This window comes from Nonomuraea sp. NPDC003707 (assembly GCF_053587055.1).
Genome location: NZ_JBSFNK010000009.1, coordinates 304868 through 319509, shown reverse-complemented (window position 1 = coordinate 319509; position 14642 = coordinate 304868). Strand labels below are relative to the sequence as shown.

Here is a 14642-nt window from a genome sequence, read left to right as displayed (position 1 = left end):
TGCGGCGGGGGCGGGGTCTTCACTCAGGCGGGAGTGCAGGTGATGGGGTCGGGGACGGTGGGTGTGCCGTTGGCGATGAAGCCGAACGTGGTGGTGGCGCCCGGGGCGAGCGCTCCGTTGTACGCCTCGTTCCTGACGGTGACGCCGGACCCCGACTGGGTGTGCTTGCCGCCCCAGAGTTGGGTGATCTGGTTCGCCGACGTCCAGGCGACCGTCCATCCGGTGGTCGCCGAGGTGCCGTTGTTCTTCACCGTCACCTCGGCCTGGAAGGCGCCGCCCCACGAGCTCGTCACCTTGTACGTCGCCGCGCACCCGCCGGTCGGCGGCGGCGTCGTGTTCGTCGTGGTGAACGAGGTGCCGTCGGACGACGCCGAGGCGTTGCCCGCCGCGTCCCGCGCCACCACGGAGGCGGTGTAGGAGGTGCTAGGGGTGAGCCCGCTCAGGTTGAAGGACGCGCTCGTGGCCGTGCCTACCTTTTGGGACCCCAGGTAGACGTCGTAGCCGCTCACGCCCACGTTGTCCGTGGAGGCGGTCCAGCTCAGCTTGGCCGTCGAGCCCGTGATCTCGGAGACCGCGGGCTTGCCCGGCTTGCTGGGCGCTGTCGTGTCCTGCTCCTCCGGACCCGGGGGCTCACCCCAGATCTTGGTCGCGCCGCTGTAGAGAGTGATGTTCCCGGTGCGCACCGGCGTCGCGCCGGGCGTGGTGGGGATGTTCCGGTACGACCAGTCGTTCGCCGGGTCCCACGTGCCCGTGCTGGTGATCCTGAACTGCACCTCTCTGCGGTGCTGCGACTGCCCGGCCGGGGCGATGGCCTGCCCGGAGCAGTCGATGTTCACGTAGTACGTGCTGCCACTCGTCTGGTGCAGCGTGGGCGCCTTGCACTGCGTGTAGGCCGACGACACGGTGATCTGCGAGGCCGTCGTCGTGCCGTCGAGCGTGAAGTAGTAGCGGAACGAGCCGTCGGACAGGACCCTGGCGGGCCAGGCCGACTGGTTGCGGACGATGGCCTTGATCTCCGTGAAGCCGGTGCCCGAGGCGTTCACGCCCGCCTCGACGAAGAGCTCGGGACCGTCCGGGGTCTCCGCCACCGGGAAGTTCGCCGCGGGAGCGCCGCCGTACTCCTTGTAGAGCCGGGCCAGCGCGCTGGTGAAGCCGGCGTTGTAGTCGGTGGCGACCTCGTTCATGACGTAGTCGTCGCGCTTGTCGGTGTAGGCGTCGTTCGGGTCGGGCGGTCCGCCGACGAGCGCGCCGTACAGGGTGTGGCGGGTCTGCTCGGGATTGGTGATCTGGTCGGTCCACGAGCCGTGCGCCGTGCGGTGATGCGGGTTCTTGGGCGGGTTGGCGCCGAACCCGATCAGGTACGAGGAGTTGCGCGGGTTGTCACCGAGCGCGTAGTTGATCTGCCGCACCGCGAAGTCGTGGTAGCGGGCCTTGCGCGTGGTGTCGGTGATGGTGTCGCTGTGCACGAGCGCCGCGAACGAGGTGTTGGCCGCGTACCGCAGTGAGCCCCACCGGTCGAGCACGGCCTGGCCGCCCGGCGAGTACGCCACCTTCGCGCCGTTCACGCCGACGGTCCACCAGTCGAGCCAGCGGTTGGCGTCGTCCAGGTAGCGCTGCTTACCGGTCAGCTTGTACAGCAGCACGTACGCGCCGTACGACTTGTCGTCCCACGCGATCGTCCACTTGTACGACTTGGTGGTGGTCTGCGGCTCGTTGCCGAGGTTGTCGTACCCGGTCTCGGCCTTGGCCAGGTAGGAGGCGTCGTTCGTGGCCCGGTAGAGCCAGATCGCGCCCCACACCAGCTCGTCGTTGTAGCCGCTCCACGAGTTGTAGTAGCCCTGCGCGTCGGTGATGCAGTCGGTGTACTTCTTCCTGACCGTGTCGGCGAAGGAGTACAGCTGCTTGGCGTGCGTCAGGAGCGTGTCAGCATAAGCCGGATTTGTCGGGCGGAAGACGATCGAGGAGGCGGCCATCGCCGCCGCCGTCTCGCCCGCCAGGTCCGACCCGCCGCACGACGCGTCGATCTTGTACGCGGGCCGCGACATCTGCATGGCCTCGGCCGGGCCCCACCAGGCGTGGTCCGTGCCGCCGTTGCCGACCTGCCCGTAGAGCACGTTCGCCGACGGGTGGGCCTTGATGAAGTAGTCGTTGACGAACTTGAGGTTGTCGAGCAGGTGCGTGAGCTGCCCGGAGCTCGCGTACGCGTCGCGGTACTCGACCGCGCCCCAGGCCAGCATGGTCGTGGAGAACGCCATCGGGAAGCCGAACTTGACGTGGTCGCCCGCGTCGTACCAGCCGCCCGTGAGGTCCACGCCCACGTCCTTGCCGTCGTTCATGCCGGAGTCGCCGCGCCAGCCGACGCGGTTCCAGCTCGGCAGGTCGCCCGACTGCTGGGCCTCGTAGAACCACAGCGCCTTCTGCAGCGCCTCACCGTACGCGAACGCCGGTGCGGCGGCGTGGGCCGCCGGCCCCACCCCTGCGAAACACAGGGGCAGGACCAGCGACGCCACGGCGATCAGTGCTTTTCTCACGGGAAGAGCCGTCCGTACTCGCCCAGGGCGACGGCGACGTCCACCTGTGCCCAGAACCGGTGGTAGTTGAAGACCGGCGCGGGGCCCGTGCCCTTCAGGAAGGCGTCGACCTTCGGCCAGTCCGGGTCGTTCTTGTAGAAGGACCTGATCGAGATGAAGGTCGAGCTGGAGTTGATGGTGTCGCCGTTGGGCATCTTGCCGCTCCAGCCGGACGGCACGTAGACCGGGTCGTCCACGCGGTTGTAGTCGGTCTTGGTCTCGGGGACCGACACGCCCTTGGCGTCGCGGTTCTTCCACACGCCGTCGAGCAGCGCCTTGGCCATGTTCTTGGCCGCCGTGTTGTTCGCCTTGGCCGCGTAGTACATGAGCGTCTTGGCGTACGCGCCGGCCACGCCCACGTCGTTCGTGTAGTCGGCGATCGTCACGTGCAGGCCGGGGTTGGCCGGAGGCATCCCGGAGGTGGCGGTGAAGTCACCCACGGGCTGACCGGTCCACCGCAGCGTGGACGGGATCTGGTACGAGCCGTCCGCGTTGATGGTGGTGTTGTTCATGGCCCAGGTGACCCACTTGTCGAGCAGCGCCTTGGCGTCGGCGTTGCCCGAGGCGTAGTACAGCTCGGCCACCCGCTCCATCGTCCACGCCTGGAAGCCGAACCACTGGTTCGACGGCGGGTCGTGGTAGACGGGCTGCCAGTCGTAGGTCAGGCCGTGGAACTTCGGCAGGCCGGCCGGCGGCGCCGCGTAGTGGCCCTCCCAGCTGTTGGTCGCGCCACCGGCGATGGCGCCCTCGGCCGACTGCAGCCAGCCGTAGAACTGCAGCTGCCGGGTGAGGCTGGTGCTCCAGTCGGCCACGCCGGTGCTGCTCTTGGGCTTCAGCTCGGTCACGTTCGCCAGCGCCCAGGCCGCGAGCGGGTTCTGGTAGCCGGAGTGGTTGTGGCTGGAGCCGATGCGCCATGCCCAGCCGGCGCTGGAGTCGGTCGCGCCGCCCCAGGCGTAGTACCAGCTCAGCAGGTAGTTGGAGGCGTCCTTGCCGGTGCCGGCCGCGCACTGCGGGCTCGTGCAGCCGGGCTTCTTGAAGTACTTGTCGTACATCGCGTAGCGCAGGTAGTCGCCCATCTTCGCGGCCTTGGCGACCGACCCGGAGATCTGCGACTCCTTGCCCTGCGCCTTGGCCCACGTCTGCGCCCAGTAGGCGGCCTGCACGGCGCGCGCGTCGGCGTCGGGGGCGTTGGTGTACTTCCACTGCTTGGCGTAGGAGCTGTCCTTGATGAACAGGTCCAGGTAGCCGTTGGTGCCGCCGTGCTTGAAGGTGTCGCAGGACGGCTGCGGGATCGTCTCGAAGACCGACTCCTCCGGGCCGCGCTGGTAGGTGTTGATGTAGGCGGGCTTGGTGGTGCCGTCGCCGCAGCGGCCGAAGCCGTAGGTGTTGTCGACGTCGAGCAGCCAGTGCATGCCGTAGATGTCGCGGGTGCCGTACGCGCTCTGCAACTCGCCCGAGATCGGGTCGACGCCGGGCGTGACGCCGGAGTCGAGCGCGGTCGGGTAGTTGCTGATCTGGTTCCACTCCGGCGCGTACGTGGCCGGCTTGTTCGGCGTGTAGAAGGAGTTCGTCGGCTGGTCGGCCGCGGCCGGGATGATGTACTTCTCCATCGAGGCCCAGGCGTTGTTGAACTTCGTCCAGTCGCCGGTGACCTGCCCGTAGACCGCCTCCAGCCACAGGTAGTAGCTGTAGGCCTCGGACGTGGTCTCGTGCCCGTGGTCCGGCGCCTCGACCATGAACGTCTCGATCGAGTGGTACGGCACGCCCTCGGGCGAGAAGTAGCCGTTCGCCGGGTCGTGGAGCTCGTTGTACATCTCGACGAAGCGCTGGACGTAGGTGTTGTTGCCGCCGACGTCGTCGTCCGCCTCGGTGGCGGTGACGTCGACCGCGGTGTAGCCGGTGGCGCTCACCCGGAACACGCCGGAGCCGGCGGTGGTGTCGCTGTCGTTGGCCGCCGCGAGCGTGACGTTCTGCGCGGTGTTCCAGTTGGACGGCGTGAAGGTCAGGCTGGCGCCGCCGGAGACGGTCAGGTCGGTGTCACCGCTGGCGCGTGCCGTGGTGACGGTCACGTTGGCCGAGGGCGCCTGCGACAGCTTCACGCTGAAGCTCGCGGTCCCCGCCTCCGGCACGGACAGGCTCGTCGGGCTCACCACGAGCGCGGGACCCGTGTTCTGCGAGACCGTGATCCCGACCGGCGCCGAGGTGGTGGTCGCGCCGCCGTTGTCGGTGGCCCGCGCGGTGATCGAGTAGCTGCCGGCCGCCACGTTCGTCCAGCTGTAGCTGTACGGCGCCGAGGTGTCGGTGCCCAGCAGCGTGGAGCCCTGGTAGAAGTCGACCTTCGAGATCGTGCCGTCGGAGTCGGACGCGTTCGCCGCGATCGGCACGGTGGCCGGGGCGGTGAACGTCTGCCCCGCGGTCGGCGAGGTCAGCGACACCGTGGGCGCGGCGTTGGCGCCGCCGCAGGTGACCCCGTTCACGCTGAACGTGGTCGGGTTCGGGTTGCTGCCGGTCCAGGTGCCGTTGAAGCCGATGGACACGGACGCGCCGGTGCTCAGGCTGCCGTTGTAGGGCATGTTGGTGCCCGTGACGCGCGTGCCCGACTGGCTCCAGTTGGCGCCCCAGCCCGTCGGGGTGTACTTCTGACCTGTGGTGGGGAAGTCGAAGCCCAGGTTCCACGAGGTGATGGGGTCACCGGTGTTCTTCAACGTGATGCTCGCGGTGAAACCGCCCTGACCGGGGCTGCTGGTCCATTGATTGGCCGTGTACGTCACGTCGCACGCCACGGCCGCCTGCGCGGGTCCGGCCGACACGGCCGAGGTCACACCCGCCACAAGGACAAGCGTCGCGGCCACGGCCAGCCGCCGCGACAAGCGGGAGAGAAGGGGAGGAGGTCTGTACTTCACGGGGTCTCCATGGGAGTAGAGGAGTGGGAGCGCTCCCAAACGGGATTGTGGGTGCCCCAACGCGTATGTCAACGGAATGGCGGTTCGGTAACCCCCGTGTTTCCTCTCACCAGGGTGCCCGGGATGAAAGTTTCATCCGCGTTCCGGGGCATTCAACGAGCATGCGGCGCGGCGGACACCTCCGCGAGCATCGCCCTCTGTACACGGATGGAACCACGACGGACCATGGGAGCGCTCCCAGCCCTCTAACACTGGAGATGATCGCTCGTGAGACTCCAACGCGGCCTCCGCAAATGGGCCGTGACCGTGACCGCCGCGAGTGTCGCGGCCTTAGGGCTCGTCGTCGGCCAGAGCACGGCAGCCAACGCCGCCGTCGCCTGCGACGTGACCTACTCTGCCAATTCGTGGACGAGCAGCCCCGGCCAGGGCGGTTTCACCGCGAGCATCACGTTGAAGAACACCGGTGACCCCATCACCTCGTGGAACCTGGGCTTCGACTACCCGACCACGGGGCAGAAGTACACCCCGACGGGCTGGGGGGCCAACTGGAGCCAGTCGGGCACGCGGGTGACCGGGACGAACATGCCGTACAACGGCAGCCTGAGCACCGGCGGCTCGGTCTCCATCGGCTTCAACGGCACCTGGACCGGCAGCAACCCGAACCCCACCACGTTCACCGTGAACGGGGTCACCTGCGGCGGCGGCGGGAACCCCACCACCCCGTCGGTGGTCACCTCGGCCAGCTCGGTCGCGGTGAACGAGGGCGGCACGGCCACGTTCACGGCCCGGCTCTCCTCGGCCCCGTCCGCCAACGTGACCGTCACCACCACCCGGACCAGCGGTGACACCGACCTGTCCGTCAGCTCGGGCGGCTCGCTGACCTTCACCCCGTCCAACTGGAACACCGCCCAGACCGTCACCCTGGCCGCGGCCCAGGACGCCGACACGACCGCGGGCACCGCCTCCTTCACCGTCGGCGGCACCGGCGTCACCCCGGCCACGGTCTCGGCCACCGAGGTGGACGACGACGCCGTGGTGGAGCAGTCGATCATCGTGACGCCGACCGCGGTGACCGTGCCCGAGGGCGCCACCGCCTCGTACACCGTGCGCCTGGCCGCCGCGCCGACCTCGAACGTGACCGTCACCTCGACGGCGGGCACCGGCGACACCAACATCACCGTCTCCAGCGGCGGCAGCCTCACCTTCACGCCGTCCAACTGGAGCACGGCGCAGACGGTCACCCTGGCCGCCTCCGAGGACTCCGACACGGCCAACGGCAGCCGCACCATCACCGTCGCCTCGACCGGTCTGACCTCCAGGACGGTCACCGCCACCGAGGCCGACAACGACGGCGGCACCACCCCCGGTGGCCACGTCGAGAACCCGTACGCCGGCGCCACCGGCTACGTCAACCCCGACTGGAAGGCCAAGGCCCAGGCCGAGCCCGGCGGCTCCGCGGTGGCCAACACCTCCACCGCCGTCTGGCTGGACCGCATCGCGGCCATCGCCGGCTCCTCCTCCGCCATGGGCCTGCGCGCCCACCTGGACGAGGCCGTCAGGCAGGACGCCGCCAACGGCTCCACGCCGCTGACCGTCCAGTTCGTCATCTACGACCTGCCCAACCGCGACTGCTCGGCGCTGGCCTCCAACGGCGAGCTGCTCGTCGCCGAGAACGGGCTCAACCGCTACAAGACCGAGTACATCGACCCGATCTCGGCGATCATGAGCGACTCCGCGTACTCGAACCTGCGCATCGTCACGATCATCGAGCCCGACTCGCTGCCCAACCTGGTCACCAACCTCAGCTTCGCCAAGTGCGCCGAGGCCAACTCGACCGGTGCCTACGTCGACGGCGTCCGCTACGCGCTCAACAAGCTGCACGCCATCACCAACGTCTACACCTACGTCGACGCCGCCCACCACGCCTGGCTGGGCTGGGACTCGAACTTCAACCCGTCCGTCAACATCTTCTACAACACCGTGGCCGGCGCCACCGCCGGTGTGGACAGCGTGGACGGCTTCATCGTCAACACCGCCAACACCTCCGCGACCACCGAGCCGTACTTCACGATCAACTCGACCGTGAACGGCACGTCGGTCCGGCAGTCCAAGTGGGTGGACTGGAACTGGTACGTCGACGAGGCGACGTTCGCCACGGCCCTGCGCAGCGCCCTCATCTCCAAGGGCTTCAGGAACGGGCTCGGCATGCTGGTCGACACCTCGCGCAACGGCTGGGGCGGCTCCGCCCGCCCGAGCGGGCCGAGCACCTCGACCGTCCTGGACGACTTCGTCAACCAGTCGCGTACCGACCGCCGCATCCACGCCGGCAACTGGTGCAACCAGAGCGGTGCCGGTATGGGCGCGCGGCCGACCGCCAACCCGGCGGCCGGGTTCGACGCCTACGTCTGGATCAAGCCTCCGGGCGAGTCGGACGGCGCCAGCTCGGACATCCCGAACGACGAGGGCAAGAAGTTCGACCGGATGTGCGACCCGACCTACCACGGCAACAACCTCAACGGCAACAACCTGTCGGGCGCGCTGCCCAACGCGCCGCTGTCGGGACGCTGGTTCTCGGCGCAGTTCCAGGAGCTGCTGAGGAACGCCTACCCGCCCGTCAACTGACGACCGTCAGGACCGGGGGCCATCGCCCCCGGCATGAGCCCGAGAGACCCGCCTGACCCGGGTCTCTCGGAGGGACCCGCCTGACCCGGGTCCCTCGATTCACCCGAAGGGGCCCCGTCCGCGGGGCCCCTTCACCTCTGCGCTCTGCGCCACTCCGAGACGATCTCGTCAACGTCGAAAGGCATCAGGTTGAGCGGCGGCCCGGACAGCCCCGTCCTGATCGCGTCGCGGATCTTCTGGTTGATCTCGTCGAGGATCCGCCGCACCTCGGTCTCCGACCGGGCCCCGCGCGCGTCGGCCAGCGCCTCCTCCGCCTGCTTGCGCAGCGCCAGCGTGGGCGGAAGGGGCATCGACAGCCCTTCGCTCTCGATCTTCTGCTTGATCCACCACATGTCGTCGTGCGGCCGGTCCGGCAGCGGCTTGCCGGCCCCGGGCAGGTCGTCGAACTCGCCGCGCTCCTGCGCCTCGCGGATCTGCCGGTCGATCCAGCTCTCGAACGGCATGCCCAGGGGTTTCCGCTCGGTCAAGACGGCCTCCTCAGGCCAGGTTGTGACTCGGGGTCAGCGGGCCACGCCAGCCGAGCATGGCCTCGGTCATGCGTACGGACGCGACCGTGGCGGCCACGTCGTGCACCCGCAGGATGCGGGCGCCCTTGACGATCGAGAAGACGTTGGCGGCGATCGTGCCCTCCCTCCGCTCCTCCTGCGGCCGGTCGAGCGTCTCGCCGATGAAGTCCTTGTTGGACAGCGCCACCAGCGTCGGGTAGCCGATCGCGGTGATCTCCTCCAGCCGCCGGGTGATCTCCAGGGAGTGGAAGGTGTTCTTGTTCAGGTCGTGGCCGGGGTCGATGATGATCCGGTCCGGGGCGATCCCGGCCTCCAGCGCGTACGCGACCCGCTCACGCAGGTAGCCGGCCACCTCGGCGACGACGTCCTGGTAGCTCGGCCGGAAGACGCGCCTGCCCGGGCCGCCGAGGCTGTGCGTCACGATCACGCTGACCCCCGACTTGGCCGCGAACTCCGCCATGCCGGGCTCGCGCAGGCCGTTGGTGTCGTTGATCACGTCCGCGCCCGCGTCGACGGCCGCCCGCGCCACGTCGGGCCGGTGGGTGTCGACGGAGATGACGGCGTCGGTGGCCTTCCTGACCTCGGCGATGACCGGGGCGACCCGGTCGATCTCCTCGTCCGCGCCGATCTGCGCCTGGGCCGCGCTGAAGGCGAACCCGCCGATGTCCACCCAGTCGGCCCCGTCGTCCACGGCCCGGCACGCGGCCGCCACGGCATTGTCGAGCTCGAACGTGCTGCCCTGGTCGTGGAAGGAGTTGGGCGTCCTGTTGACGATGGCCATGACGGCGACCTGGCGCGCGAAATCGAACTCCCGCCGCCCGATGCGCCGGACGGGCGAGATGATCCCCGGGGAAAGCGCTTCGCCGCTCACGTAGCGAGCCTACCTGGCACCCCACCGCCCGGCGCGGAGCGGGGGTCAGGCCATGAAACGGCCGAAGGGGCGGCAGCCGGCCATCACGCGGATGCGTTTCATGACCTCGTGGGCCGCGCGATCGGGCCCGCCCGGCAGCCGCATCGTGAGCAGGACCGTCGTCCCCCCGGGACCGGTGTCGAAGTCGGCCGTGTCGCACAGCCGGCGGATGAGGTAGATCCCCCTGCCGCCCTGCGCGAGTTCGAGCGGGGTGATGCTGCCGTTGACGTACCCGTCGGGGATGCCCCTCCCCTCGTCGGAGGTCTCCGAGCGGATGACGCCGTCCACCGTCCACAGCTTGAAGTACCCGTGCCCACCCCCGTGCTCCACGGCGTTGACGACGCTCTCGTGCACGGCCAGGACGAAGTCGTCCAGCCGAGGGCTGCTCAGCCCGCAACTCCTGGCGCACTCGGCCACGGCGCGGCGCAGCCTGGTGACGTCGTCGAGGGCGAAGGGCTGGGCCATCAGGGTCCGCATGCGCTCCCTCCGTGTCGTCCGACAGGGCGACTACAGGGCGGCTCTCGCGCTTCAGGACCTCGCGTCGTGTGTCACGTTCCCCGGAGGAGACGACTTACACCCCGGACGCCCCACCGACACCGGCGGCGAGCTCCTTGACGCGGCCGACGGGTCCGCCATCGGGGGCCAGCGGCGCGGTGTCCATGCCGGCCCCGTCGTGCAGCCCCTCGAACAGCTCCCGCACGGCCTCCCACGACGGGTGCCGCGGCGTCCACCCCAGCACGTCCCTGGCGCGGTCGGTCTTCATGATCGGGGCCCGCAGGACCAGGTCCAGCAGGCCGGGCGCGGCCGGCAGGAGCCGCAGGTGCCAGGCCGCCGACATGACCGTCCTGGCCACGGCGGGCGAGACCGGGACCGTACGGGTGCCGAGCAGCTTGGCCAGGTCGGGCGGGTCGAGCACGGGCGCGGCGGCGAGGTTGAACGCCCCCCGCACCTCCTTGGTGACGGCCAGCCGGTACGCCTCCGCCGCGTCCTCCGCGTGCAGCGCCTGCAGCCGCAGGCCCGGGATGTCCGGCACGAACGGGATCCGCCCCTCCTTGATCAGCCACCCCGGCACGAACGGCCCGCCGAACAGCCTGCGCTGCTCGGTGGCGGCCACCCGCTGGAAGACGAACCCCGGCCGCATCCGCACCACCCGGATGCTCGGGTGATCGTTCTCGAAGACGTCGAGCACCCGCTCGACGTACGCCTTCTCCCGCCCGTACGCGGCCCCCGGCCAGCCGTGCGTGGGCCAGCTCTCGTCCACCGCCCGGTCCTCGGGCCCCGGCGAGTACGCGCCCACGGACGAGGCGTGGACGAGCGCGGGCACCCCCGCCTCGGCGACGGCGCGGAAGACGCGCATGCTGCCCAGCACGTTCGCCCGCCAGGTCGTCGCCGGGTCCCTGGTGGGCTGGAACAGCCACGCGAGATGGACGACGGCGTCCGCCCCGTCGAAGATCCGCGTCAGATCCGCGGTCGCGACGTCCGCCTGCCGCCAGTCGGTGCGGTCGATCCGCCATCCGGGCAGCCGACGGGCGACCCCGACGATCGAGGTCACGCCGTCGTCGGCGGCCAGCGCACGCACCAGGCTGGTGCCGACGTTGCCGGTCGCACCCACCACAACGACTCTCATGGGTGCTTCGCTGCCCGCCGATCGGGCAGCGAAACCCCTCTGACCTGCCAGATTATGGCTGGAGCAGGATCTTGACGGCTCCGTCGGACTTCTTCTGGAACATCTCGTACGCGAGGGGCGCCTGCTCCAGGGGCATCCGATGGGTGGCGAGGTCCATCACGCCGAGCGGATCCGACTCGTCGATCACCAGCGGCATCAGCGCGCTGGTCCACCGCCGGACATGGGTCTGCCCCATGCGCATCGTGATGCCCTTGTCGAACATGCGCAGCATGGGCATGGGGTCCGTCATGCCCCCGTAGGTGCCGACGACGGAGATGACACCGCCGCGCCGTACGGCGTCGATGGCCTGGTTGAGCGCGGCGAGGCGGTCGACGCCCGTGTGCGACATGAGCGGCGCGGCCACCGCTCCGGGCAGCATCGTGGCGATCGTCTGGGCGAGCTTGGCGGCCGGGGAGCCGTGGGCCTCCATGCCGACCGCGTCGATGACGGAGTCCGTGCCGCGCCCGGAGGTCCGCTGCCGGACCTCCTCGGGGACGTCGGTGACCTCGCTCGCGTCGATGACCTCGATGCCGTGGCGGCGGGCCATCTCCAGGCGCTGCGTGACGCCGTCCACGCCGATCACCCGGTAGCCGAGGTGGCGGGCGATGCGGCAGCACATCTGGCCGATGGGACCGAGGCCGAAGACGGTGACGCTGCCGCCCTCGGGGATGTCCGCGTCCGCGACGGCCTGCCAGGCGGTCGGCAGCACGTCGGACAGGTAGAGGAAGCGCTCGTCCGGCGGCCCCTCGGGCACCTTGATCGGGCCGAACTGCGCCTCGGGCACCCGCAGGTACTGGGCCTGCCCGCCGGGCACCTGGCCGTAGAGCTTGGTGTAGCCGTACAGGGCCGCTCCGGTGCCCTGCTCGCGCACCTGCGTGGTCTCGCACTGCGCGTAGAGCTGCATGTCGCACATGTGGCAGTGGCCGCAGGAGATGTTGAACGGGATGACCACGCGGTCACCCGGCTTGATGTTCTCGATCGCGGAGCCGACCTCCTCGACGACGCCCATGGGCTCGTGCCCGATGATGTCGCCCTCGGCCATGAACGGCCCGAGCACCTCGTACAGGTGCAGGTCGGAGCCGCAGATCCCGGTGGTGGTGATCCTGATGACCGCGTCGTTGGGCTCCTTGATGGCGGGGTCGGGAACCTCCTCGACCCGGATGTCGCGCTTGCCGTGCCAGGTGACTGCCTTCATGGTGCCTCCTTACGGAATAGCCACAAATGCCGCATACCCGGACATATGCCATCAAATCGGCAGTGACTCCAGGTGGCCTCCCGACACGCCTGGATCTTGGCAAAGGGCGAACGCTCCACGCCAAAACGCTTTACACGCTCTGTATTGGGTGAGTAACTATTGGTAGCTGACGCCCTGACAGAAGGAGCCGCGCGCATGCCGGTGAGCTTCACTCAGCACAACGTTGGATCACGCATCGACCGTCGCCTGGCCGGTTTCCTCGAGACCTGGCGAGCTCCCGTCGACGACCCCGACGTCGAGGCGGCGTACCAGTTGCTCACCGACTTCGTCCTCAACGGCGGCAAGCGCGTCAGGCCGCAGCTCTGCTACTGGGGCTGGCGGGGCGCCGGCGGGGGCGACGGCGACGAGATCATCACCGCCGCCGCGTCCCTGGAGCTCTGCCACGCCGGCCTGCTCATCCACGACGACATCATGGACGGCAGCGAGCTGCGGCGCGGCCGGGCCACCGTGCACAGGAGCCTGGCCGGGCTGCACCGCGGCCCGGGCTCGGACGCGTTCGGGCAGGCGGGCGGCATCCTGCTCGGCACGCTGAGCCTGGCCTGGTCCGACACCATGCTGTCGTCGTGCGGCGTGGAGCCGCACCGGCTGCGGGCCGCGCACCACGTGTTCGACACCATGCGCACCGAGGTCATCAGCGGCCAGTATCTCGACGTCCTGGCCCAGCTCCGCTCGGGCGCGAGCGTGGACGAGGCGCTCACGGTGATCCGGTTCAAGACCGCCAAGTACACCGTCGAGCGGCCGCTGCAGATCGGCGGCGCGCTGGCCGGGGCCTCGCTGGAGCTGCTGGAGTCCTACTCGCGCTTCGGCCTGCCGCTGGGCGAGGCGTTCCAGCTCCGCGACGACGTGCTCGGCACGTTCGGCCTGGAGTCGGAGACCGGCAAGTCGGCGCTGGACGACCTGCGCGAGGGCAAGCACACCGTGCTCGTCGCGCACGCCGTGCTGCGGGCCACCCCCGCCCAGCTCGCCCATCTCAAGAGCTGGCACGGCAACCCGGAGCTGACCGAGGAGCGCGCCGAGGAGCTGCGGCAGATCCTGCGCGACACGGGAGCGCTGGACGAGGTCGAGGAAATGATCGAAGACCGTGTGCGCGAGGCCGTGACGGCGCTGGCCGCGGCGCGGATGGAGCCGGACGCGGCGAGAGCGCTGGCCGTGCTGGCCGACCAGCTCGCGCACCGCACCAAGTAGAGGGGTTCCCCAGATGGGACAGGTTCTTCTTGCGGCCCCGCGCGGCTTCTGCGCGGGTGTCGAGCGTGCGATCAGCACCGTCGAAGAGGCGTTGAGACGCTTCGGTCCACCGGTCTACGTGCGCAAACAGATCGTGCACAACACGTACGTGGTCGACGACCTCACCCGGCGCGGCGCGATCTTCGTCGAGGAGCTCGACGAGGTCCCCGACGGCTCGCTGGTCGTCTTCTCCGCCCACGGCGTCGCGCCGGCGGTGAAGGACGAGGCGGGGCTGCGCGGCCTGCGGACGATCGACGCCACCTGCCCGCTGGTCACGAAGGTCCACAAAGAGGCCGTACGCATGGCCGAGGCGGGCTACGAGATCGTGCTCATCGGCCACGCCGAGCACGAGGAGGTCGAGGGCACGTTCGGCGAGGCCCCCGAGCGCATCCACGTCGTGGACCCGGCCAGGCCCGACGAGCTGACGGCGGGCGGCTCGCGCCCGATGAGCTGGCTGTCGCAGACCACGCTGGCCGTGGACGAGACCATGCAGGCCGTCGCCGAGCTGCGCAAACGCTTCCCCCAGCTGGTCGACCCGCCCAGCGACGACATCTGCTACGCCAGCCAGAACCGCCAGGAGGCGATCACCAGGATCGCCCCGCGGTGCGAGCTGGTCATCGTCGTCGGCTCCGCCAACTCGTCGAACTCCCGGCGGCTGGTCGAAGTGGCCCTCAACGCGGGCGCGGGGGCGGCGTACCTGATCGACCGGGCCGCCGACGCCGACGAGCGCTGGCTCGACGGCGTGCGGACGGTCGGGGTCAGCTCCGGCGCCTCCGTCCCCGAGCGGCTGGTCGGGGAGTTACTCGGCTGGCTCGCCGCCCACGGATACGACGACGTGGAGCCGGTGACCGTGACCGAGGAGACCCTCACGTTCTCCCTGCCGCTCGAAATCCGATCCACCCGCAACCCCGGCTAGGTCCCAAACC

General features: G+C 69.8%; 10 protein-coding genes. 3 read left to right on the top strand and 7 right to left on the bottom strand.

The features are described from left to right. Nucleotides 1-23: 23 nt before the first annotated feature. Both ACWDRB_RS25515 and ACWDRB_RS25510 read right to left on the bottom strand, forming a co-directional pair. On the bottom strand, nucleotides 24-2585 hold the full coding sequence (locus ACWDRB_RS25515; protein ID WP_449897669.1) for a glycoside hydrolase family 9 protein: 2562 nt from the start codon (nucleotides 2583-2585) through the stop codon (nucleotides 24-26). Next, the gene (locus ACWDRB_RS25510; RefSeq protein ID WP_449897424.1) at nucleotides 2528-5473 is read right to left on the bottom strand and encodes a glycoside hydrolase family 48 protein; all 2946 of its coding nucleotides are present in this window, start codon (nucleotides 5471-5473) and stop codon (nucleotides 2528-2530) included. The genes ACWDRB_RS25515 and ACWDRB_RS25510 overlap by 58 nt, the downstream gene beginning before the upstream one ends. Nucleotides 5474-5740: 267 nt before the next feature. On the opposite strand from ACWDRB_RS25510, the gene ACWDRB_RS25505 reads away from it, so the two are divergent. Then, nucleotides 5741-8095, top strand: coding sequence for a glycoside hydrolase family 6 protein (locus tag ACWDRB_RS25505; protein ID WP_449897422.1), 2355 nt, complete (start codon nucleotides 5741-5743; stop codon nucleotides 8093-8095). 131 nt (nucleotides 8096-8226) lie between these two features. Here ACWDRB_RS25505 and ACWDRB_RS25500 read toward each other — a convergent pair whose 3' ends face one another. The 5 genes from ACWDRB_RS25500 to ACWDRB_RS25480 form a co-directional block, all read right to left on the bottom strand. Continuing rightward, entirely contained in the window at nucleotides 8227-8622 is a 396-nt protein-coding gene (locus ACWDRB_RS25500; protein WP_449897420.1) for a DnaJ family domain-containing protein, read from the bottom strand. A gap of 10 nt (nucleotides 8623-8632) precedes the next feature. Continuing rightward, complete coding sequence (gene folP / locus ACWDRB_RS25495; RefSeq protein WP_449897418.1) at nucleotides 8633-9532, bottom strand: dihydropteroate synthase; 900 nt, start codon at nucleotides 9530-9532, stop codon at nucleotides 8633-8635. 45 nt (nucleotides 9533-9577) lie between these two features. Then, nucleotides 9578-10048: an ATP-binding protein gene (locus ACWDRB_RS25490; RefSeq protein ID WP_449897416.1), complete on the bottom strand. Its 471-nt coding sequence runs from the start codon at nucleotides 10046-10048 to the stop codon at nucleotides 9578-9580. Between the two features lie 94 nt (nucleotides 10049-10142). Beyond that, nucleotides 10143-11198, bottom strand: a complete 1056-nt coding sequence (locus tag ACWDRB_RS25485) for an NAD-dependent epimerase/dehydratase family protein (RefSeq protein WP_355193653.1) — start codon at nucleotides 11196-11198, stop codon at nucleotides 10143-10145. 52 nt (nucleotides 11199-11250) lie between these two features. Continuing rightward, nucleotides 11251-12432 carry a zinc-dependent alcohol dehydrogenase gene (locus tag ACWDRB_RS25480; RefSeq protein WP_449897413.1) on the bottom strand — a complete coding sequence of 394 codons (1182 nt, stop codon included), beginning with the start codon at nucleotides 12430-12432 and terminating at the stop codon, nucleotides 11251-11253. 195 nt (nucleotides 12433-12627) lie between these two features. Between ACWDRB_RS25480 and ACWDRB_RS25475 the strand changes: the two genes are divergently transcribed. Together ACWDRB_RS25475 and ACWDRB_RS25470 are read left to right on the top strand one after the other, a co-directional pair. After that, on the top strand, nucleotides 12628-13677 hold the full coding sequence (locus ACWDRB_RS25475; RefSeq protein ID WP_449897411.1) for a polyprenyl synthetase family protein: 1050 nt from the start codon (nucleotides 12628-12630) through the stop codon (nucleotides 13675-13677). A gap of 13 nt (nucleotides 13678-13690) precedes the next feature. Then, entirely contained in the window at nucleotides 13691-14632 is a 942-nt protein-coding gene (locus ACWDRB_RS25470; RefSeq protein WP_350723657.1) for a 4-hydroxy-3-methylbut-2-enyl diphosphate reductase, read from the top strand. Nucleotides 14633-14642 lie beyond the last annotated feature (10 nt).